The sequence below is a fragment of the Candidatus Phytoplasma asiaticum genome, assembly GCF_015100165.3.
GTDB classification, from domain to species: Bacteria; Bacillota_I; Bacilli_A; order Acholeplasmatales; family Acholeplasmataceae; genus Phytoplasma; species Phytoplasma citri.
The window spans coordinates 370,099-393,021 of sequence record NZ_CP097206.1; the positions used below are offsets into that span (position 1 = coordinate 370,099).

The following is a 22,923-nucleotide window of genomic DNA, read 5'->3' on the forward strand; positions in this document are numbered from 1 at the left end:
TATTTTTAATTAAAATTTAATGATATTCCAGTTTTCCTTAAATAATGAATATTATTACGCCATTTTTTTTCAACTTTAACCCATAAATCTAAATAAATTTTTTTATTCAAAATATATTCGATATCTTTACGAGCTTCAATTCCTATCTTTTTTAACATATTGCCTTGATTACCTATTAATATTTTTTTTTGATTATTTTTTTCGATTAAAATAAGGGCAGAAATATTCACAATAGAAGAAGACTTAATAGGAGAAATATTTTCAATTAAAACAGTCGAAGCATGAGGGATTTCTTGGTGCAAATAATAAAGAATTTTTTCTCTAATAATTTCAGATATGAATTTATTTTGGTTTATATTTGTTTTAATACCAGGCGGATAATGAGTTTTTCCTTCAGGCAAAAATTCTAAAATATGTTTTTTCAAAATATTTATATTATTATTATGAATAGCTGATATAGGAATAACAGCATCAAAATGAAATTTTTGAACATAACTTAAGATAATTTTATCAATAATTATATTTTTATATAAATCAATTTTATTAACGACCAAAATAATTTTTTTATTATATTTTTTTATAATATCGAAAAAATTTTGTTCTTGATTATTTTGATAATATTCTTGATCCACTATCAATAAAATAACATCAGCTTCATTTAAACTTCTTAAAGTAACTTGATGCATCATTTTATTTAATAAATATTTACGATTAAAATGCAAACCAGGAGTATCAATAAAAATAAATTGATAAGAAGATGAAGTATCAATACCGATAATAGCGTCACGTGTAGTTTGAGATTTAGAACTAGTTATTGATATTTTTTGATTAATTAAATGATTAATAAGAGTAGATTTGCCTACATTAGCATTGCCAATGATAGAAATAAATCCTGATTTAAACAAAATATCCTCCTTTTTATTAATAAAATAGTTTAAAAATTTTTTTAATTTTTTTAATTTTAATAATCAAAATGTAAATTATGTTTTTTTAAGATTTTTTGTTGTAAATCGATCATTTCGCACAATGATTCTTCCGTTTTATCATCATAACCTTTTAAATGTAAATAACCATGTAAAGCTAAAAAACTAACTTCTTGAATATCGGTAATATTATGTTTAATAGCTTGTTTAAAAGCTTTAGGCAACGAAATTAAAATATCTCCTAATGAAATATCTTGAGTATAATCATTAAAAGCTAAAACATCAGTGGTATAGTTTTTTTTTAAATAAAAATTATTAACTTTTTTCATATAATCATCGTTAACAAAAATAATATTTATTTTTTTTCCTATATCCAAATCTTGAAATATTTTAATTAAAACAAGAATTAAATAATCAATTGCAAAATTAGTATTGTTTTCTATTTTAATATCCATGATTTAAATCTTATCCAAAATTAAAATTTTATAAATTTGTATAACAAAAAAGAAATTCAGAATTTGCTTTTATTTATTATCGCAAATTATATTTATTGCAATTTTAATAAATAAAAATAAAAACTGAAAAAATTTTTAATTTATTTAAATTTAATATAAAAAAACATTTTTTATCAAAATTAATATTTCACTTATTAACGTTTTTTTAATTGAAATTTTTTAGCACGCATTTTTCTCGCTACACTAGGTTTAATAAAAAATGCTCTTTGTCTAACTATAGCAGTAATACCAGATTTAGAAACTTCTCTTCTAAAACGTTTATATGCATCTTCAATTTGTTCATTTTCTCTCGTAATAACTTTTGGCATATATACTCCTTTATATTTTAGATTTAATTATATTCATAATTCATTTATTAATTTTTTTATTGTTTAAGTAAATCTTTTCATGTATACATGTGTATTAAAACAATTAAAATCATCCAATTAATATGTTGTCTTATTATAACATAAATTATAACAAAAAAGATATAAAAATATAATAAAATGGATATTTTTTGTACATATCTATATTTATTTTATTTTGATTAAAATATACGGATAGATTAATTGCGTTTTATTTATCGATTTGTATTTGCTGTTTTATTTATAAACAGCCTTCATCAAAACGGTGCGAGCAAGTTTCCAAGCACACCGCTTTCCCTAATTTATCCCTTTTTAGGGTTTAACTTCGTGTCACCACTAGTTAAATGTTTATTCTTGACCTTTTGTTCTTTTTAAATATTCTAACATTATTCATTTGTTGGTTGGTCCTATTACGATAACAAACCTGACAATCATCTTGATTATGAACATATTTACCTTTGTTGGCAGCGACCCAGTTAAAATCGAAGTAGTTATTCATCCCCCACTTGAGTATCTTATTCGAATGAAAGATAAATATCAATTAACTCTCTTCTAGGTAAGCCGATTAACTAAATTATTCCAAATTTATGTTTACCTTTACGACTACTAAGAAGATTCTTTATCCTTGACAATCCGGACTTTTATTTCCGGATTAGTAAATTTAATTACTTCGTTTTAGGATTCTCCAAGTTACGCTAAATTTCGACCTTAATTCTTTAGGGGAAGTATCCTCTTTTTGAGGCTGATTCCAGGTTTTCTTTATCTGATAAACTACTCAATACTTACTATTTATACTAGTAGGCTCTGGACTGTCTGTTTAAGCCAATTCCGAAACAGGTTATTAAATCACCTCAATTTTCCTTCTTAGGCCATCGCAGGCTTCTCCATAGAATTATTCGGTGGCGAAGTCTTTTTGACTAATTCGCTTTCGTCGCAATCCGCTTTTATGGTCTGCTGTAATCTGACATTCTTTAGTTTGCCGGACCGACCATCTCCTTTCAGGGTTTATCGACCCTGGCTATTGGTTAGATAGCACGAAATTTAGGCCTCTTTGGCGCCCATAATTTTTTTGATCATCATTAAAATGATTGTTGAATAAAAAATTGCAAAAAGATAATTAAAACTAAAATACTAATGAAACGATTAAATTTATCAATACTTTGATTGCTTTTGTGAGTTCCATATTGTTCTGCGAATGCATCAGTGACATCTGTTTCGGATGAAAACAAAACACTAACAAGAATAATAACACAAATAATATAAATAACATAATTAGGTAACACGAACATATTAATCACCTTTTTATTAATTTTTAATTAAATACATTCATTGAAATTGTGATAGATTAATGAATTTTCAATAAATTTTTTATTTATGATTTTATAATTGATATTAATTATTTATAAAACCGGAAAAAATATTTTTTCCGGAATAAAAACTTTAATATCTTCGAAAGAAATTTTAATATCTGCGAAAAAGATTCTATTTAAACTATTTCACATTAAAATTTAAATTAAATTTTTCTTTATCTTATTATTAATATCTTACCAAAATATTTCAAAATTAATTCATTATTGACCCTAAATTATTTTTAATACAAAAATACTAACTATATATGCTAATTAATCTTTTTTTGGTATTTTTTTATTGTTAAAATAATTTTTAAATTAGTTTGAAAATTATAATTTTGTAAAAATTTCCAAATCAATAAATATTAAAATTATTTTCATCTTTTTAAATTAAGAAGAAATAAAAGCTTCAGCAAAGATATCTTTAACATTTTGAATAGTTATAATTTTTAATTTACTACGAACTTCTTCAGGAATATCATCGATATCCTTAGAATTAGCTTTCGGAATAAAAACGATGTTTATACCTATTCTATCAGCGGCTAAAACTTTTTCTTTTAATCCGCCTATAGCTACTACATCTCCAGTTAATCTAATTTCTCCAGTCATTGCTATATTTTCTTTAACCTTTTGGCTAGTCATGACAGAAAATAAAGATGTAGCTATGGTTACACCAGCAGAAGGTCCATCTTTAGGAACCGCGCTTTCAACAAAATTAATATGAAAATCTTTTTGTTTAAACATGTCGTAATCGATGCCTAATTTGTGAGCATTAGCTTTTAAAAAACTAAAAGCAGTAATAGCGCTTTCTTCGATAACCTTTCCTAAATGACCAGTTAAAACTAACTTACCCTTGCCAGGATAACAAGTAGTTTCAATAGATAATACATCTCCTCCTACCGTTGTATAAGCTAATCCGTTAACAACACCTATTTGAGGTTTTTTTTCGGTTAATAAATCATAATAAATTATTTTTCCTAAAAAATTTTCTAAATTATTTTCGTTAATATTAGCGCAAGTGATTTTTTTAATTAAAATATTTTTTATTGTTTTGCGAATTAAAGTAGCTATTTTTTGACTTAAATTTCTAATTCCAGCTTCTTTAGTATAATTCCTAATAATTTTAATTAAAGCAGAATCACTAACAGAAAATTTTGTTGCTTTTAAACCATGTTCTTTTAAAAGTTTCGGAATTAAATGTTGTTTAGCAATATTTAACTTATCTTTTTCTGTATAAGAATTTAATTCGATAATTTCTAATCTATCTCTTAAAGGGGCAGAAATATTACTAATATCATTAGCAGTAGTTATAAATAATACTTGCGACAAATCAAAAGGTTCAGATAAATAAAGATCTACAAAAGTTTTATTCTGATTCGGATCCAAAATTTCTAATAAAGAAGATTCCGGATTATGATGAAAATTATTTACTAATTTATCTATTTCATCTAACAAAAATACAGGATTTATAACTCCTACATTTTTAATACCATCCAAAATACGGCCAGGCATAGCTCCAACATAAGTTCTTCTGTGACCTTTAAATTCGCTTTCCTCTTGTAAACCTCCTAAAGATTGTTTAACAAATTTACGTCCTAAAGCTTCCGCTATAGAAATAGCTAAAGTAGTTTTACCTACACCCGGAGGGCCTACCAAACATAATATCGTTTGAGCGTTATGTTTAGTCATAATTCTAACAGCAGCATATTCTAAAATTCTTTCTTTGGCTTCTTGTAAACCGTAATGATTTTTTTCTAAAACCATACGAATTTTTTCTAAATCATTAACATCTTTACTTTTTTTACCCCAAGGCAAAGCTATTAAAAAATCTAAATAATTTCTAATCACAAAAGAATCAGCTACCGCTGAAGAAATTGATTGATAACGAGACAATTCTTGTAATGCTTTTTCTTTAATATTTATCGGCATTTTAGAATTTTTAATTTGTGCTCGTAAAGTTTCTATTTCTTCTTCTTTTTTAGCCCTATCGCCTAATTCATTTTGAATAGCACGTATTTTTTCTCTAAGATAAAATTCTTTTTGATTTTCGTCAATACTACGTTTAACTTCTTCATTTATTTTATTTTCTAATTCGATAATATCAATCTTTTTATGAATATCTTGTAAAATATAAAATAATCTATTATTTAAATTTGTTTCTTGTAAATACTTATACTTTTCTTTTTCATCAATTTTTAAAGCAAAAATAATTAAATCAGCTATTTTTTCAGTATCAATACCATTTTGAATTTGTTCTAACAAATTATTTTCGGATATAAATAAAAATTGACTTGTATTAGAAGTTATTTGTTCCATAACTAATTTAATCAAAGCTTCTTCTTTTTTAATATCATCACTTAATTCAGTAGCGACTGGAACATATGTAGCATTAAAAAAATTATCTTTTTTCAAAATTGAAGTTGTTTTAATTCTTTTTAATAAACGGAATTTAACTTTATAAATAGAACTATTAAGAATTTTAACTGAAGCGATAATTCGAGCTAATACCCCATATTCTGCAATATCTACTATTCCAGGATCTTCTAGAGCAAATATTTTTTGAGGCAAAATAACTACATAAGGAAATTTACTTTTTTCGGCATGTTTTAAAGCATTTATTGAAAAATCACGTCCTATTTCTATCCTAAAATCATTATTAGGAATAGGTATCACATCACGTACAATAATTGCGGGTAATTCATAAGGAACCTCAACACCTTCAATATATTCGAATTTATTATCGCCTTCTATTTGAGTTAATTTAATTTTTTTATTCATTATTCGCCTCTCTCTTGAAAATAAAATTAAACTTATTAAATAATATAAAAATTAACTAATATTTAATTTCTAATTATTATAAAATAATTGAAATATTAAAAATAATTAAGAATTTTTATTAAAAGAGGAATTATTCCATAAAAAATCTATAACTTTATTATGTAATAAAGTTGTTTTAATATAGTTAAAGTCATATTCTTTTTGAAAATCTTCAAAATTATTAAAATTCGAACTATGAAATAAATTTTGATAAAAATTTTGAATTTCATCATCTAAAATACGAATATTCTCTTTAAGAGCAATTTCTTCTAACAAAAAGGCTATCTTTATTTTTTTCACATTCTCTTCAATCATTTGTTTTTTAAAATCTGATTCTGACAAATTATTTTTTTGCAAATATTCCATTAAATTAAAATCTTTGTTTTTTAATTGTTGTTGAATTTTATTTTCTGTTATTGAAATATGATTTTGTAATAAATGTTGAGATATATCAATACTTGAATTTTTTAACAAATATTCCACAATTTCTTGTATTTCTTGTTTTTTTAAAACTTCTTTTTTATTAAATTGCAATTGTTTCCGGAAATAATCGATTAAATTTTCAATTTTAGGAAAATTTTCAGATAAATGCAATTGATTAATTATATCCGCGTTCAAATTAATATCCGATATAACATTAATTTTATTTAAAAATAATTTTATTTTAACATTATTACCAGATAATTTTGAATTTGAAAATGTATTAGGAAATTTAATTTTTAAATTACGATATTCTTTTTCTTTCATTCCTAATATGTGAGAAGATAAATATTCAATAATATAATTAAAATTCCCATTATCAAAATCAAAACAGATATTATTTTCTTTCAAAATAACTACATTTTTATGTCGTATTTCTAAATTAAAAAAATATTGACAATATTTATTTTTTAATATAAAACCCTGCTCTTTAAATGCTATATTTAACCATTGTCGAATAGATTTATCGATTTCCTCTTCTGTCACTACAACATCTTGATTTTTTTTGTTAATAGGTATATTAATATTTTTATAATCACACAAATCAATTTTCGGCTTTAATGCAAATTTAATTATTAAAGAAAAATTATGATTTCGTTCTATTTTATTTAGATCAAAATCAACAATTTCGGGTTGTCCCATAATTTTATTTTCATCTTTTGCTAAAATTTCATTAATTTTTGATTCAACTAAAAATGTAATAGCTTTTTGATATAAAAATCTTTCTCCAAAATATTTTTCACATAATAATCTATTCACAAAACCTTTGCGAAAACCCTTAATTTTAATATCTTTTTTAATATCATCAAAAGATTTTTGTAAAAAAAATTCAAATTCTTGAGGATTAATATCAAAATTATATTTCGCAAAATCATTTTTTATATATTCGATTTTCATTATTTTATCACCTAGTAAATCACTTTTTTAAAAAATTCATAGTAATATAAAGAAAAATTTTTTTAATCTTATTTATATAACAATAAATAATCAAAATTAAAATTATAAAGTATTTTTAATATAATAAAAAACTTTACATAATTACAAATATAAATAGTAGTTTTTTTAAAACCTTTTTATCTAATAATTATAATTAAAATATAAAAAGATTCAATAATTTAAAAAACATTTTTACATATTATTATTTTAATAATAAAGATTAATACATACTAAATTTTATCAAAAAAAATAATAATTACTATTTTTTTTGATTCAATTACTTTTTAATATTAAAAAATTTTAAAAAAATTAAATAACTTAAAAATAATTGTTAATACATAATAATTTGAATTTAATATTTAATTTATAAAAAAATAATAAAATTTTTAATTTCTTTAAATCATTATAATATATAAGCGTAAATTAATTTTAATTTTTAAACATTAATTTACATAAATCTAGATCAAAAATGAAATTCTCAAAAATAATTTTCACTAAATATGTAAATATGTTATATATTTATTAAAATTTAAGAAAGGACTCAAATAATAAATAATGCAAAATTCTATAGAAAATTTAGAGAAATTAATTGTTAAAAACAAAAATAAATTATTGTTAATTGATTTTTTTCTAACACATTGTCCTCCTTGTCAAAAATTAATGCCTCATCTGGAACAAATTAAAAAAGAAAACCCCGATATTGAAATTATCAAAATTAACGGGCACGAAAACTTTGCTTTAGCTAAAAAATATAATATTACAAGTTATCCTAGTTTACTATTATATAAAAATACTAAATTAATTAAAAAAAATATAGGCTATTTATCTTTATCAGAATTATTCGATTTTATAACAAATGATATAGAAGATTGAATAATATTTTTAAATTTTGAATATTGAATAAAAATAGGAAAAAAAATATGATTTGTAGCAAAATGGAAGGATTTTTTTTAATAAATAAAACTTCTGGCATTTCATCACATGATGTTGTTAAATTTATCAAAAAAAAATTAAATTTAGAAAAAGCAGGACATACAGGAACTTTAGATCCTTTAGCAGAAGGTTTGTTAATTGTAATAATTAATAAAGCGACAAAATTAGCATTTTTATTTAACGATTTAGATAAACAATATCAAGGAACTGCCATTTTTAATAAAAATTATGACACCTTAGATGTTAATGGAAAATTACTGGACACTAAAAACATAATTTTATCTGAATCTATGATAAAAAAAAATTTTGATTTTTTTAATAACAAACAATATTGGCAAACTCCTCCGATTTTCTCTGCTATAAAGATTAAAGGCCAAAAAATGTATAATTTAGCTAGAAAACAAAAATATCTAAAAATTCCTCCGCGACAAGTAACCATTTCAAATTTGAAATTAATTTCATATGATAACAAAGAACAAGAAGCTAAATTTCAAGTAGATGTATCTAAAGGAACTTATATAAGAAGTTTAATTAGAGATATTGGAAAAAATATGAATACTTACGGAGGGGCGCCAAAGAGGCCTAAATTTCTTGCTATCTAACCAATAGCCAGAGCCGATAAACTCTGAGAGGAGATGGTCGGTTTGACAAACGAAAGAATGTCAAATTATAGCAGACCATAAAAGCGGGTTGCGACGAAAGCAAATTAGTCAAGAAGACCTCGCCACCAAATAATTCTATGGAAAAGCCTGCAATGGCCTAAGAAGGAAAATTGATGTAATAGTATAACCTGTTCGGAAGTTGCTGAAACGGACAGTCCAGAGTCTACTAATATAAGTTTCGAGTATTGAGTAGTTTATCAGAAGAGGAAACCTGGAATCAGCCTCCTAAAGAGGATACTTCCCCTAAAGAATTAAGGTCGAAATTTAGCGTAACTTGGAGAATCCTAAAACTCAGTAATTAAATTTACTAATCCAGAAATAAAAGTCCGGATGGTCAAGGATAAAGAATCTTTTTAGTAGTCGTAAGAGTAAACCTAAATTTGGAATAATTTAGTTAATCGGCTTACCCAGAAGAGAGTTAATCACTCTTATAGGGCGAAAGAAGAAAGTAATTTACTATTTATTCAATGGTATCAAGAAAGAGGTTGATATTATGTCAACAACTGTTTCACCCGAAACTAAACTTTCGCGAACATTGAGTAAAATTCAATATCGTTCATCAAACGGTTACTCTCTAAAAAGAGAACTTCAGCAAGGGATGAATAACTTTTATAACACGTTAACAGCATTTAATAAAATTGCCGCTAACAAAGGGGCGGGAACACCGGGCATTGACAATGAAACCATTGATGGGATTAATCTAGAAAGACTAGAAAGATACCATCAGGAATACGTCAATAATGGTTATAATCCGAAACCAGTTAAAAGAATTCTCATTCCTCATGATAATAAAAGAACCGGACCCTTGGGGCTACCCACTATCAAGGACCGGCTAATACAAAAATGTCTCGAACAACTCTTAACTCTCTATTTTGAAAATATCTTTTTAGAATGAAAATTTGGATTTAGAATCAAAAGATCTTAACACGAGGCCATCAAACGCGTCAAACAAAGATTTAAAGGAATTGATTACCTTATCAAAATCGACCTAAAAGGCTACTTTGATACCATCAATCATGAGATTCTCATGAGAACCTTAAATCGGTTCATCAAAAAGAGTAAAACTCTCTCAACCATTAACAAATGGCTAAGAGCTGGCTTCATGAAAGATGGAATCAAATACGAATCTTTATCAGGCACTCCTCAAGGAGGAATCATTTCCCCCTTACTGGCGAATGTATATTTACATTACATGGACCTGAAAATGGAGGAACTGATTAAAGAAGGAAAACCAATTAAGAAGGGTAACCCAGAATATGGGAAAGCACGGTCTAAAAATCAACACCATAAACTGGGGATTGATAGGCATATCAATTTAAACCCAAAGATAAGAGTTGAGTACATCCGTTATGCTGATGATTTCATCATTGGTGTGAAAGGTGAATATGACAAAGCTGAAAGGGTTAAGAATCAAGTAACGCAATGGCTAACACAAGATTTAAAACTTACCATCAGTAAGAATAAATCAAAAATTGTCAAAGCTAGTAAAGGAACTAGGTTTTTATCCTACATGATAAAGGTAAACCCCACCAATAAAACTCGGGTAAGGAAAACTACAAAGAATTCCTTAAATGGCCAAGTTCAAATCCAAATTTCCAAGCAAAAAGCTGAAGAATACGGATATGAATATAATTGGTTAAAAAAGGGGAAGGTGAAACGCGACGAAACATTAACAGAGAGAGACGAATTAGAAATAATCCGAACCTATCAAACAATTGTTAGAGAAATTATCCAATACTTTTGTCTAGCTAACAATCTCGGTGTTTTAACCCATCTAAATTATCTAGCCGAACATAGCTTTTTGAAGACACTGGCAAGGAAATGGAAAACGTCGATTGCCAGAGTCCGAAAGAAATATAAGATAGGTTCAACTTGGGGTATTTCTTATCTTAATAAAGGAAAAACCCAATACGAACTATGGAATGTTTATTCTTGGGATAAATAAAAAAATGCGTAATTACAAGGGAAATCCTGATATTACTATTAATAGATTTATATTCCAAGGTCCTACACCCGCTTGAAAGCAGAACGTTGTGAGAACTGCGACAAAAAAAACCCACTGTAAATTCATCACATTGGGACGATTCGTAACTCTAATCACCAAAGGATAATGAATAAAAGAACAAAAATACTGTGTAGAGATTGTCATCGCAAGATAACCAATCAACAAATACACGATATTAGAAAACAAGAACGATAAGAATAAATAGCTAATCAACCGCGAGGGGAAATTAGTTCTCGCAAGAGAGTAAATTAGGGAAAGCCGGATGCTTGGAAACTTGCTTGTCCGGTTTGGACGGGGGCTGATTGTAAATAAAACGGCAAATGCAAATTGCTTCATAAAACGCAATTAATCTATCCGTATCATTAAAACAATTAAAAAGAACTAAAATTGGTTTATATGAACTAAAAAATGCTACTTTAATGAATCAAATCTCTTTATCTAATTTAATAGATATTAAAATTTTATTTCAAAATTGTAAAAAAATAATTTTAAACGATTATATCATTAAATTAATTCAAAATGGTATTTATTTAGATCAAAGACACATTATAACCCAAGAACCTTTTATAGTAATGAATAATAATAATAAATGGATTGCATATTATCAACCTATTCGGTTGGGCGCCAAAGAGGCCTAAATATCAAGTGAACTAACCATTCACCAGGAAGATAAAGCCTGAAAGGATAAGAATGGTTTCTGAAAGGAAACAATCAGGAATTATAGCGGTTCTTAAAAGCGGGTTACGACGAAGTAGTTAGTTAAAATGACACCGCCACCGAATGGTTCTAAGGATAAACCTGAAATGGTCTAAGAAGATAAGAAGATGAAATTGTATAACCTATCTCGTAAACTACTATCATTGAGTAGTCCAGAAACTATCAATATATAACCGATTATTGGATATTTTATCAACAAAAAAACCTGGAATCTCACCGTTAATTTAACGGTCACTTCTCCTAAGGAACCAAGGTCGATATTTAGAGTAACTTGGAGAATCCTAAAGGCCAGTTATCGGATTAACTAATAATAAGATAAAATCATTATGCCCAAGGATAAAGCGACTTTTTAGTAGTCGGAGGAGTAAAACTTAATTTGGAATCATTAAGTCAATCGTCCTCTCAGGAAGAAGGTTAATGACCTTTATAGGGCGAAAGAAGTCAGTAATTTATTGTTTATTCCCAAGAATTATTATGTTTATGTAAGTGCCAAAGAAGTATAAATTTCGTGCTATTTAACCAATAGCCAGGGCTGATAAACTCTGAAAGAAGATGATCGGTTTGGCAGAAAAAAAAATTTCAGAAAATAATTAATATTATTCAAATATAATAAAACATGATAATAAAATAAACAACTAACAAGTGGTAACATAAAGTTAGTCTTCACAAGAAGATAAATTATGGCAAGCCGGATGCTTGGAAACTTGCTTGTCCGGTTTAGAGGGGGGCTGTTTGTAATAGATATAAGAAAAATAGAAAAATAAAATCAATCTTGAAATCGAAACGCAAATAATCTATCCCTATATATCAATATGTACCAAAATATTTTTTTAATATTATTTAATAAAAAATTGAACTAATGATTTTAAAATTTTTAAAAAAAAGATGTTAAATTTGCTAATCCTGTTAAATCATAATTATATAATTTTGTAGGTTTTTGAAATTTATATTGATAATAAGCCGCAATACCAATCATGGCAGCTTGATCTGTGCAAAAATTTAAGCTTGGAATTAATAATCTTAAATTAGGAAACTCTCGCAAAAATTGTTTTTTTAAACTTGAATTAGAAGCAACACCTCCTACTAAAATTAAATTTTTAGTAGGAAATTTTTTTAAAGCTCTTTTTATTTTAATTAATAAAACTTCAATAACTACTTTTTGAAAAGAAGCACATATATCGAAAACTAATTTATTTGATATATTATGACGATTTTTATTAATTAAATTAATAATTTGACTTTTTAATCCTGAAAAACTAAAATCTAGGTTATTGTTTTTAACATAAGGCAAAGTAAAATCAAAAACAGCTTCACCCTGGAGAGCAAGTTTTTCTATAATAGGCCCTCCCGGATAATTTAAATTTAAATTTTTAGCAATTTTATCATAAACTTCGCCAACAGCATCATCTAAAGTAGTTCCTAATTTTTGTATATCAAAGTGATCATTTAAATAAAGTAATTCGGTATGACCTCCTGAAACAATCAAAGCTAAAGCGGGAAATTCTATTTCATTTTCTATTTGAACAGAATAAATATGACCTATTAAATGATTAATACCTATCAAAGGCTTTTGATAAATATAAGACCAGGTATTAGCAGCATTAACTCCCAATAATAACGATCCTATTAATCCCGGACCATGAGTTACAGCGACTAAATCTATATCTTTTGGTTTAATTTTTGTCTTAATAAAAGCTTTTTTTAAAAAATATGTTATAACTTCTAAATGTTTACGTGAAGCTATTTCAGGAACTACACCGCCATACTTTTGGTGACATTTAATTTGTGAAAAAGTTTCATTTGCTAATACTTTCTTTCCATCCCGAGTAATAGCAATACTAGTTTCATCACAACTAGTTTCGATAGATAAAATAATCATAATTAATAACCTTTTATATTTCTTTATAAACTTTTATTTTATTAACAACAAATAATAAATAAATAATCTCATTGTATTTAAAAAAATATATATCTAAATTATTTTTTTAATTTACAATGAGAAATTTTATTGATTTATATTGAAAAATATATTACTATATTTTGATTTTACTTAAAATTAATTTCATTTACAAAAAAGATCTCGTAATATTTGATCAAATCAAAAATAAAAACATTACTCTAAAAATAAAAAAATTCAAAAAGCACTATTTAAAATATTTATATAGTTAATATTTCGATTTAAAAACTATTAAATTCTTAATTATTAAATTTATATAGTTTCTTTAATAATTAAGTAGAGTAAATAATTTATCATTTGCAATTTTATAATAAAAATTAATCTCAAATAAAAAATACGCAAATTTTCTACATATTTTATATTTCATATTCAGAAATAAAATATGAAATTTTTTTAAATTATATCAAATTTGATATAACTGCTCATCTTGCACAATTTTTATTTCAATATTTTATAAGGATATATTATTCGCGTTTTAGTTTTAACCACAGAATAATTTTTTCTATTGTCTCTTACAAACAGCCCCCCTCTAAACCGGACAAGAAAGTTTCCAAGCATCCGGCTTGCCATAATTTATCTTCTTGCGAAGACTAACTTTATGTTACCACTTGTTAGTTGTTTATTTTATTATCATTTTTCGTTATATTTAATTAAATAAATAGTAAAATTATTTATATCTTTTAAAACCAACTAGAACAACAATAATTCGGAGACAATTCATGAGGATTATCAACAATATCCAAATAATTCAATATTTTAAACAAAGAAATTTTATAATTTAAAGAACTTAATAAAATATGATTTGGATAATTAAAAAGAAAATCTGAAGAATATCTTGATTCTTGTAAAATAATTCTGTTATTTTGGAAACTAATAGCATAAAAATGATCTGAATTAATTTTAATTTTCGGAGTCAAACAATTTTGATCAAAACCACTAGATAACAATAATAAACTACTAATTTTAAATAAAGGAATTTTCAATTCTAAAGCTAATAATTTCGAGGTTAAAACCCCTATTTTAGTACCAGTATAAGAACCAGGACCACAACCTACTATAATTTTCTTTATATTAAATAAGTTTATAGAATTATCTTGTAAAATCTTATTAATTAACGGTATCATGCAAGATACAAAACTTTTAGGTTTAACATTAATACTTATATCCAGAATCTCTTTTTCGCGCGTCAAAATAACTATTTGCATATCTGTTGAAGTATCTATAATTAAAATATTTTCTTTAAAAAATAATGGATAATTATATATTTTTTTTTCTATTTTATTTATCATAATCTTTTTTTATTAATTTTCCACATTTTTTTGTTCTATTGTGATTAACCTACTATTATATTTTAAAAATTTAATTTCAATTTTGAAATCACATAATTTTTCGATTTCATTATTTAAATAAGTTGATTCTATTAAAAGAATATCCCCTATACTTAAATATTCGAATACTTCTTCTAATAAAAAAACTAATTTACTATTATTTTCAAACCGAAAAAGATCCATATGAAATAATTTATTGTTATTAAAGTTATAAATTTTAAAAAAATTAAAACTCGGACTATTAATCCTTAAAATTCCTAATTTCTGAGCAAAACCTTTGACAAAAATAGTCTTACCTATTCCCATTGATCCTTGAATGAGTAAAATATTTTTTTTTCTTTTATATAAGTTCGTAAATATAATTTTTTGGGCTAAAAAAATACCAGCCATTTTAGTTTGTATCGATTTTAAACATATTTTATTATAAATAATTTTCATTTTTAATTCCATTTTGTAAATTAAGGTAGTATATTATTCAAGTTAATTTTAAAATAAAGTTTATATTGTTATTTTAAACATATCTCCTTATAAAAACATATAAAAAATTTTTTTTCAAAATCCGATTTCTATCTTTAAACTAGATAAAAATTTTTTTAACTCTGATTCTAATTTTATAATATTATATTTTTTCAAAATTTTATTAACTTATTTAAGAAAATAAAAAAATATTAATCTAATTAAGCGATTATAAATGTTTAATCTAATTGTTGAACATCTTCTTGTTTTTGCACTACTACTACATTAATCAATTTATCATCTTCTTTTAATTTAAATAACCTATTTCCTTGAGTATTTTTGGATTTAGTAGTCGAAACTTTATTAGCTTCAATACGAATAACTTGACCTAAATGAGAAATTAAAATTAATTCTTCATTTGGAAAAATAGTTTTTAAAGTTACTAATTTTCCTTTTTTATCAGTAATTTTTAAAGTTTTAACGCCTTTTCCGCCTCGTTTTTGAGGTTTATAAAAACTTGCTTGAGTTTTTTTACCATAACCAAATTCTGTTACTACCAAAATATCTTGTTCCGGATGCGAAACAACAGCTGCACCTACAATTTGCTCATTTTTATCCATACGCATACCAATAACTCCAGTACCTCTGCGATGGGTAGTTCTAATAAAATTTTCTTTTAAACGAATAGATTTACCACCAGAACTAGCTAAAATAATATCTTGATGACCAGAAGTTTTCAATACTGCTAAAACTTCATCATCTTCTTTTAAAGCGAAAGCTATTTTACCATTAGATCGGATATTAGCATATTCTTGAATAAGGTTTCTTTTAATAAATCCTTTTTTAGTCACTAATACTAAATAATCTTTATTATTAGTGAATTCTGTTACACTTGTTAAAGTAGTTAAAAATTCGCCTTTAGCCATAGGAATTAAATTAACCAAAGGGATACCTTTAGCATGACGAGAATAAGAAGCTATTTCATAACCTTTAATCTGATATACTTTACCTTTATTAGTGAAAAACAATTGATAATCATGTGTAGAAGTTATAGCAAAATGCTCTACAAAATCATTTTGATTCATAGTAATTCCTATAACACCCTTACCACCTTTATTTTGTTTTTTATAAGTATCCAAACTTAAACGTTTAATATATCCTTTATGAGTAATAGTAATTAAAATCTTTTCTTTTTCGATTAATGATGCTTCATCTATATCTAAATTATTATTTTCTGTATTAATAACAGTTCTACGCGGATCTTGAAAAATTTTTTGTAAATTTAATAAATCTTGTTTTAAAATTTGTTCTTTTAAAGAAATAGAATTAATGATATTTTCGCATTCTGTAATTTTTAATGATAATTCTGTATTTTCTTGTTTAATTTTCTCTATTTCTAAATTAGTAATTCTTTGTAAACTCATTTCTAAAATAACTTTACTTTGCGGTTCATCCAATTGATATTTTTCCATTAATTGAATTTGTGCTGATTTGGAATTAGATGAAGCTTTAATCAATTCGACTACTTGATCAATATCATTTAAAGCAATAATTAAAGCTTTTACTAAATGTTGTTTTTTAAGAGCTTTAGATAATTCAAATTGTTTTTGACGTTGAATAACATTAATACGAAAATCAAAAAACTCTTTTAACATTTGTTTTAAATTAACTATTTTAGGAACACCTTTTACCAAAGCAATCATATTAAAATTAAAAGAAACTTGTACTTGAGAATTTTTATATAAATTATTCAGAACTACATGAGGATTAATATCTCTTTTCAAATCAATAACAAGTTTAATACCTTTACGATTAGATTCATCCCTTAAATCTGTAATTCCATCTATAATTTTTTCTTTAGCCAATAAAACAATAGATTCAATTAAACTACTTTTTTTAATTTGAAAAGGTATTTCAGTAATAATAATAGAATTTTTATTTTTATCATTTTGAATTATTTGCGCTTTAGATCTGATAAAAATACGTCCTTTACCAGTATCATAAATATGTTTTAAATTATCAGCACCTAAAATTTCACCTCCTGTAGGGAAATCTGGTCCTTTTATATATTTCATTAATTCCTTTACTTCTATATCCTTGTTATTAATAAAAGCAATTAAAGCATTAACAACTTCTTTAAAATTATGAGGTGGTATATTGGTAGCCATGCCTACAGCAATACCAGTAGAACCATTCACTAAAAGATTAGGAAATAAAGTTGGTAAAACAGTAGGTTCTTTTTCGTTACCATCATAAGTATCAATAAAATCCACAGTTTCTTGTTCGATATTACGAATTAATTCTATAGCTATCTTAGACATTCTAGCTTCTGTGTAACGCATAGCTGCTGCTGAATCTCCATCAATAGAACCAAAATTACCATGACCTTTAATTAAAGGATAACGATAATTAAAATCCTGCGCCATACGAACCATAGCTTCATAAATACTATTATCTCCATGAGGATGACATCGACCCATAACGGCTCCCACTACAGCAGCAGACTTTTTAAAACGTTCTTGATTAGCTAATCCTAAATCGTTCATTATATACAAAATTCTTCTTTGTACCGGTTTCATACCATCTCTAATATCAGGAAGAGCTCTTCTAACGATAACACTCATAGCATAACTTAAAAAAGATTTTTTTACTTCTTCATTTATATCTACTATTTCAACACGATTAAGATTAATTTTAGAATCTAAAGGATTATATTCTTCATTTAAATGATCATTTTTTTTTATTTTTTTTAATATCATATTTTACGCCTTTTTTTATTAATAATTGATTTTTTTTTATTTATTATTTGAAATCACTAGTAAATCTAATAATTATAAATATTAAATTAAATATCTATATCAGCATAAGTAGCATTTTCTTGAATAAAAATTTTCCTATTGCTGACCTCTTCGCCCATTAACATAGTAAAAATTCTATCAGCTTCTACCGCATCTTCTAATTTAACCTGTAATAACGTTCTAGTTGCGGGATCCATAGTAGTTTCCCAAAGTTGTTCTGCATTCATCTCCCCTAATCCTTTATATCTTTGGACAACAATTCTTTGAGAATCATTTTTGCGATTTATAAAATTTTTTAATTCTTGTTCTGTATAAAAGTAAAAAATTTTTTTATTATTTTGTACCTTATATAAAGGAGGTTGAGCAAAATAAATATAATTATTTTCAATCAAAGGTCTGAATTGTCTAAATAAGAAAGTTAATAATAAAGTTCTTATATGAGCACCATCAACATCAGCATCTGTCATAATAATAATTTTATGATAACGCGCTTTAGAAATATTAAATTCCTTGTCAAAACCTGTACCAAAAGATTGAATTAAAGAGAGAATTTCATTATTAACTAAAATTTTATTTAATCGAGCTTTTTCTACATTAATAATTTTACCTCTTAAAGGCAAAATCGCTTGAAAAGCAGAATCTCTGCCTTGTTTAGCAGAACCACCTGCAGAATCACCTTCAACAATATATAATTCTGCCAAAGCAGGATTTTTAGTGCGACAATCAGCTAATTTTGAAGCAAAACTTAAATTATCTAAAGGAGTTTTTTTTCTAGTAATTTCACGAGCTTTTTTAGCTGCTACTCTGGCTTTAGCTGCTAATAAACATTTATCAATAATTTTTTTAGCTTCTTGCGGGTTCTCTAATAAATAATTTTCCAAAGCCAGGCCAAAATTTTTAGAAACAAATTGTCTTATATTATAATTACCTAATCTAGCTTTGGTTTGGCCTTCAAATAAAGGATCATAATGTTTTAAAGCAATAATAGCTGTAATTCCTTCTAAAGTATCTTCACCAATAAAACTAAAATCTTTTTTTAATAAATTTTTATCTTTAGCATATTTAGATAAAACTCTATTTAAAGCCATTTTAAAACCTTCCTCATGAGTTCCGCCTTCATGCGTAGGTATATTATTTACAAAAGAATAAATATTAGAAATATAATTTTCATTATATTGAAAGGCAATTTCTAAAAAAATATTATTTTCAGAACTTTCTTGATAAAAAGGTTGATTTAAAACTTTTTTATTTTCATTTAAATATTGAAGATATTCTTGAATACCGCCTTTTGAATGAAAATTAATAATTTGAGAAGGTTGAAAGCGCAAATCTTCTAGAATTAATTTAATATTTTTATTTAAAAAAGATAATTGTTGTATTCTTTTTTTTAAAACATCTAAACTATAAGGAGTATCTTTAATATCTTGAAAAATAGTTTCATCAGGTAAAAATGTAATAGTAGTTCCTCTTTTATTAGTATCTCCCACAATTTGTAAAGATGAAGTAGGGACACCTTTTTCATACTTTTGATAATATATTTTACCATTCAAAAAAATTTCAACAATAAACCAATTAGATAAAGCATTCACTACAGAAGCACCTACGCCATGTTGACCACCCGAATAACTGTAATTTTTAGAATTTGGAGTATTTTTAAATTTTCCGCCAGCATGTAAAGTAGTTAGAATAGTTTCTACGGCTGATTTGTTAGTTTTAGGATGAATGTCGACAGGAATACCCCTGCCATTGTCAGAAACACTAACTACATTATTCGGAAAAATTTTTAAAATAATTTCTGTAGCATATCCTGCTAAAGCTTCATCTATAGAATTATCTATAATTTCCCAAATCAAATGATATGCCCCTTTCATAGTAACGGAATCAATATACATCCCTGGCTTTTTGCGCACAGCTTCTAAACCTTCTAAAATTTCAATACTAGCAGCGCTATATTCATTTATATTTTCTTTATTTTTTTTATCATTTTTTTTGCTCATTTTATGAAATTTAATTTTCTCCCTATTTATATTGATTTAATCCAATTAAAAAATATATTTAATATATTTAAAATTTATAGTTTTTATTTGTTGATCTCATACAAAATAATTTAAAATTTTTTTAATACTAAATTATTTTATTAACATTACTTTCCAAATTTTTAAATTAAAAAATGTGTTAATAATTATAACACATAACAATTAAAACTTATTAAAGCAGATATTTTAGAAACTATAAAAAATATTTCCGATATAATCTCTTTTTAAAAAATTTAATATTTTACATTTACTTATTTTTCATACTCGAAATATAAAATACTAAAAATATAAAAACTAGTCATTAATTATAATTTTTACATCTAAAATTTGAATTAATATCAATAATATAAATTAAATTTAAATTTAAAGAACGTAATTTATATTTTGTATCAAAATATCCTAAAATATTGAAACATTAATCGAAAAATGTTAAAATATTGATATAAAATTTATGATTTTTTTAAATAAAAAAACATATAATTTTTGCATTTTATTTAAATAATTGAGGGAGAAAAATGCTTAAAAAAATCCAATTAAAATTCATTATATTTTTGTTGTTAAATCTTGTAGTAGTTAATTTTTTCGGTTTATTTATAAATAAACAAGGTAATTTATCTAATTCTAAATTAAGTAATGTAAAAGCTTTTTTTGATATTAATTGGAATTTTTTTTCTAAACCAAAAAAAATAACAAAATATCCAAAATTAATAACAGAACAAAGTTTACAAAAAAAAATAACTGAATACGGACAACATATTGAAAATCTAAATCAAACTTTAATAAATGATAGTAATAAAACTGATTTATTTCTAGTCCAGATCAAATTAACAGAAATAGAAAATCAGATGAAAGATTTAAATAATAAAAAAGAAAAACTTTTATTAACAACCAATAATTATTCGATTATTCTAGATAAAATAAATATAGATTTAGAAAATCTCAAGAACAGAATAAATATAATACAATTCCGAGAAAATCCAAATAATCCAAAAAAATCCGATTCTTCAGAAAAAGAATTTTTTATAAATACACAAAACAGATAATAAATAACCCTATTGTCAAAAACCATTAACTAAATATCTGATTATTATCAAAAAAATAGTATCTTATATTTATACAAAATAATTTTAAATTAAACATATTTTTAATACTTAACGTTACCAAATAATAAAATTTCAATAAATTGCTTCATTATTTTCGAAATTAACGCAATTAAATGATAAAAATAAATTCGAGATAACATTGTTAAAAACAATGATTATACAGAAGGTTGTGTCAATAATTTGATAATAAATATGATGATAAATATTAAAGAATGGTTAAATCGCTTTCCTTTTGAAAATTATTGGTGGATATATTTTTTAAGCATTTTTATGTTTTCAGAAATTATTAAAATAGTACTTAAAAAAATTTTAACTTTTCTATATCGTATTTTATTGTTAAATTTTAATTTTATTTTTAATATTCAAGAATATAAAAATAAAGATAATCAAAACTCTGAATTAAATTCAAAAACAGAAATTCCTCAATTTTCTATACAACATCCATTACCAAATGAATTATATCAAGATAAAAATTTAACCTTAATAGAATTAAAAATGCTAGAAATTAATCGAAAAGAAAACGAAAACAAAAATAAAGAACAAGCTTTTCGTCTTGAATTAAATCAATATAAAATGGAAACAAAAATAGAATTACAACAACAAAAAAACTACTTCGAACAAGAAATGCTTAAACAACAGATAAAAAATTTGGAAACAGAATTATTAAAAATTAATACAAAATCAAAAATTTATCATGAAAATTCATCAATACAAAAAGATTTAAAAGATAATAATTCAGAAAATAATAAAAATTTATCTCCAAATATATTACAAAATATAGACTTAAAATTTATTGACGAGGCGCTTAAAAAGCAAATACCTGAAAGCTTAAAAAAAATTTTTGACCAAATGGAAAATTTTGCTGAAATACAATTATTTATGTTAAACAATATGCCTATAGAAAATCGTAATAATTTTTCCAATGTATCTCATTCTTATTATGACTCAAAAAATAAAGCTTTATATATAGATCCCAAAGATTTAATATTTGTTAAGTCATTATTAATAGAAAAACAAAAACAGTTTAAACAAATAAAACAATAATTTTAAAGTTATTTCAATTTATTTATTTTAATAAACATTAAATATATTTTTTTATTTACAATTCATGTATAATATGTAATGTTATTAACTTTTTTAATAATGAAAATTTTAATAATTTTTGTGGCGGTTGTGGCGAAATGGTTAACGCATCGGCTTGTGGCGCCGACATTCGTGGGTTCGATCCCCATCATCCGCCCCAAATTTGATTAAATTATAATTTAATAAAAAAAATAATCAAAATAATTTTGATTTACATAGAAGGCCCATAGCCAAGTGGTAAGGCAACGGACTTTGACTCCGTCATTCGTTGGTTCAAATCCAGCTGGGCCTGCCATAATTTTTACTTTTAATATTTTTAATAATTAATTTTATTAAAAAAATTTTTTTTATAAAAATAAATTACGATGTTGCGGGTGTGGCGAAATTGGTAAACGCACTAGACTTAGGAGGGCGCTAGTTCGAGCATAAATTAAAGAGGTTTTTTAGGCCCCTCACTTTTAATGGTAATAAAAGTACTTCG

16 protein-coding genes, 2 tRNA genes and 2 pseudogenes are annotated in these 22,923 nt (G+C 24.7%); 8 read left to right on the forward strand and 12 right to left on the reverse strand.

Features of this window, described 5'->3' with window-relative positions; genetic code table 11:
• Window positions 1–5 precede the first annotated feature (5 nt).
• The 6 genes from era to H7686_RS01615 form a co-directional block, all read right to left on the reverse strand.
• Window positions 6–905 carry a GTPase Era gene (era, locus tag H7686_RS01590; protein WP_193622061.1) on the reverse strand — a complete coding sequence of 300 codons (900 nt, stop codon included), beginning with the start codon at window positions 903–905 and terminating at the stop codon, window positions 6–8.
• Window positions 906–961: 56 nt separating this feature from the next.
• Complete coding sequence (ybeY, locus tag H7686_RS01595; protein WP_193622062.1) at window positions 962–1,378, reverse strand: rRNA maturation RNase YbeY; 417 nt, start codon at window positions 1,376–1,378, stop codon at window positions 962–964.
• Between the two features lie 194 nt (window positions 1,379–1,572).
• The gene (rpsU, locus tag H7686_RS01600; protein WP_193622063.1) at window positions 1,573–1,746 is read right to left on the reverse strand and encodes a 30S ribosomal protein S21; all 174 of its coding nucleotides are present in this window, start codon (window positions 1,744–1,746) and stop codon (window positions 1,573–1,575) included.
• Window positions 1,747–2,861: 1,115 nt separating this feature from the next.
• Window positions 2,862–3,071, reverse strand: coding sequence for a hypothetical protein (locus H7686_RS01605; RefSeq protein WP_193622064.1), 210 nt, complete (start codon window positions 3,069–3,071; stop codon window positions 2,862–2,864).
• A gap of 450 nt (window positions 3,072–3,521) precedes the next feature.
• On the reverse strand, window positions 3,522–5,909 hold the full coding sequence (lon, locus tag H7686_RS01610; RefSeq protein ID WP_193622065.1) for an endopeptidase La: 2,388 nt from the start codon (window positions 5,907–5,909) through the stop codon (window positions 3,522–3,524).
• A gap of 105 nt (window positions 5,910–6,014) precedes the next feature.
• Entirely contained in the window at window positions 6,015–7,325 is a 1,311-nt protein-coding gene (locus tag H7686_RS01615; RefSeq protein WP_193622066.1) for a trigger factor, read from the reverse strand.
• Window positions 7,326–7,919: 594 nt separating this feature from the next.
• Between H7686_RS01615 and H7686_RS01620 the strand changes: the two genes are divergently transcribed.
• From H7686_RS01620 to H7686_RS01635, 4 genes and pseudogenes are all read left to right on the forward strand, one after another.
• A complete protein-coding gene (locus tag H7686_RS01620; protein WP_193622067.1) occupies window positions 7,920–8,237 on the forward strand; it encodes a thioredoxin family protein in 318 nt (105 codons plus the stop codon).
• 62 nt (window positions 8,238–8,299) lie between these two features.
• Window positions 8,300–8,863, forward strand: a pseudogene (truB, locus tag H7686_RS01625) (tRNA pseudouridine(55) synthase TruB); the annotation flags it as partial.
• Between the two features lie 589 nt (window positions 8,864–9,452).
• Window positions 9,453–11,159: pseudogene (locus H7686_RS01630) on the forward strand (reverse transcriptase domain-containing protein).
• A gap of 224 nt (window positions 11,160–11,383) precedes the next feature.
• Window positions 11,384–11,602 (forward strand): hypothetical protein, encoded by a 219-nt coding sequence (locus tag H7686_RS01635; protein WP_193622040.1) that lies wholly within the window; start codon window positions 11,384–11,386, stop codon window positions 11,600–11,602.
• Between the two features lie 953 nt (window positions 11,603–12,555).
• On the opposite strand, the gene tsaD is transcribed toward H7686_RS01635, so the two are convergent.
• From tsaD to H7686_RS01665, 6 genes are all read right to left on the reverse strand, one after another.
• Window positions 12,556–13,560 carry a tRNA (adenosine(37)-N6)-threonylcarbamoyltransferase complex transferase subunit TsaD gene (gene tsaD, locus H7686_RS01640; protein ID WP_193622039.1) on the reverse strand — a complete coding sequence of 335 codons (1,005 nt, stop codon included), beginning with the start codon at window positions 13,558–13,560 and terminating at the stop codon, window positions 12,556–12,558.
• 516 nt (window positions 13,561–14,076) lie between these two features.
• On the reverse strand, window positions 14,077–14,208 hold the full coding sequence (locus tag H7686_RS01645; protein WP_444517531.1) for a hypothetical protein: 132 nt from the start codon (window positions 14,206–14,208) through the stop codon (window positions 14,077–14,079).
• Window positions 14,209–14,318: 110 nt separating this feature from the next.
• Window positions 14,319–14,927 carry a tRNA (adenosine(37)-N6)-threonylcarbamoyltransferase complex dimerization subunit type 1 TsaB gene (gene tsaB / locus H7686_RS01650; RefSeq protein ID WP_193622038.1) on the reverse strand — a complete coding sequence of 203 codons (609 nt, stop codon included), beginning with the start codon at window positions 14,925–14,927 and terminating at the stop codon, window positions 14,319–14,321.
• 12 nt (window positions 14,928–14,939) lie between these two features.
• Window positions 14,940–15,404 carry a tRNA (adenosine(37)-N6)-threonylcarbamoyltransferase complex ATPase subunit type 1 TsaE gene (tsaE, locus tag H7686_RS01655; protein ID WP_193622037.1) on the reverse strand — a complete coding sequence of 155 codons (465 nt, stop codon included), beginning with the start codon at window positions 15,402–15,404 and terminating at the stop codon, window positions 14,940–14,942.
• 257 nt (window positions 15,405–15,661) lie between these two features.
• Window positions 15,662–18,181: a DNA gyrase subunit A gene (gene gyrA / locus H7686_RS01660; RefSeq protein ID WP_212304302.1), complete on the reverse strand. Its 2,520-nt coding sequence runs from the start codon at window positions 18,179–18,181 to the stop codon at window positions 15,662–15,664.
• Between the two features lie 86 nt (window positions 18,182–18,267).
• A complete protein-coding gene (locus tag H7686_RS01665; protein WP_193622036.1) occupies window positions 18,268–20,217 on the reverse strand; it encodes a DNA topoisomerase subunit B in 1,950 nt (649 codons plus the stop codon).
• 554 nt (window positions 20,218–20,771) lie between these two features.
• Between H7686_RS01665 and H7686_RS01670 the strand changes: the two genes are divergently transcribed.
• The 4 genes from H7686_RS01670 to H7686_RS01685 all read left to right on the forward strand — a co-directional run bounded on the left by H7686_RS01670 (window position 20,772) and on the right by H7686_RS01685 (window position 22,737).
• Complete coding sequence (locus H7686_RS01670; protein WP_193622035.1) at window positions 20,772–21,299, forward strand: hypothetical protein; 528 nt, start codon at window positions 20,772–20,774, stop codon at window positions 21,297–21,299.
• A gap of 240 nt (window positions 21,300–21,539) precedes the next feature.
• Window positions 21,540–22,403: a hypothetical protein gene (locus H7686_RS01675; RefSeq protein WP_193622034.1), complete on the forward strand. Its 864-nt coding sequence runs from the start codon at window positions 21,540–21,542 to the stop codon at window positions 22,401–22,403.
• A 123-nt stretch (window positions 22,404–22,526) separates the two neighbouring features.
• A tRNA-His gene (locus H7686_RS01680) sits at window positions 22,527–22,602 on the forward strand.
• Between the two features lie 60 nt (window positions 22,603–22,662).
• Window positions 22,663–22,737 (forward strand) — tRNA-Gln (locus H7686_RS01685).
• Window positions 22,738–22,923 lie beyond the last annotated feature (186 nt).

Excerpts from the sequence above, each read along its gene's own strand:
- gyrA (WP_212304302.1), bottom strand. The coding sequence starts at position 18,181 with ATGATATTAAAAAAAATAAAAAAAAATGATCATTTAAATGAAGAATAT.
- tsaB (WP_193622038.1), bottom strand. The coding sequence starts at position 14,927 with ATGATAAATAAAATAGAAAAAAAAATATATAATTATCCATTATTTTTT.
- ybeY (WP_193622062.1), bottom strand. The coding sequence starts at position 1,378 with ATGGATATTAAAATAGAAAACAATACTAATTTTGCAATTGATTATTTA.
- tsaE (WP_193622037.1), bottom strand. The coding sequence starts at position 15,404 with ATGAAAATTATTTATAATAAAATATGTTTAAAATCGATACAAACTAAA.
- lon (WP_193622065.1), bottom strand. The coding sequence starts at position 5,909 with ATGAATAAAAAAATTAAATTAACTCAAATAGAAGGCGATAATAAATTC.
- rpsU (WP_193622063.1), bottom strand. The coding sequence starts at position 1,746 with ATGCCAAAAGTTATTACGAGAGAAAATGAACAAATTGAAGATGCATAT.
- H7686_RS01615 (WP_193622066.1), bottom strand. The coding sequence starts at position 7,325 with ATGAAAATCGAATATATAAAAAATGATTTTGCGAAATATAATTTTGAT.
- H7686_RS01645 (WP_444517531.1), bottom strand. The coding sequence starts at position 14,208 with ATGGCAAGCCGGATGCTTGGAAACTTTCTTGTCCGGTTTAGAGGGGGG.
- H7686_RS01670 (WP_193622035.1), top strand. The coding sequence starts at position 20,772 with ATGCTTAAAAAAATCCAATTAAAATTCATTATATTTTTGTTGTTAAAT.
- H7686_RS01605 (WP_193622064.1), bottom strand. The coding sequence starts at position 3,071 with ATGTTCGTGTTACCTAATTATGTTATTTATATTATTTGTGTTATTATT.
- H7686_RS01665 (WP_193622036.1), bottom strand. The coding sequence starts at position 20,217 with ATGAGCAAAAAAAATGATAAAAAAAATAAAGAAAATATAAATGAATAT.
- H7686_RS01620 (WP_193622067.1), top strand. The coding sequence starts at position 7,920 with ATGCAAAATTCTATAGAAAATTTAGAGAAATTAATTGTTAAAAACAAA.
- tsaD (WP_193622039.1), bottom strand. The coding sequence starts at position 13,560 with ATGATTATTTTATCTATCGAAACTAGTTGTGATGAAACTAGTATTGCT.
- H7686_RS01635 (WP_193622040.1), top strand. The coding sequence starts at position 11,384 with ATGAATCAAATCTCTTTATCTAATTTAATAGATATTAAAATTTTATTT.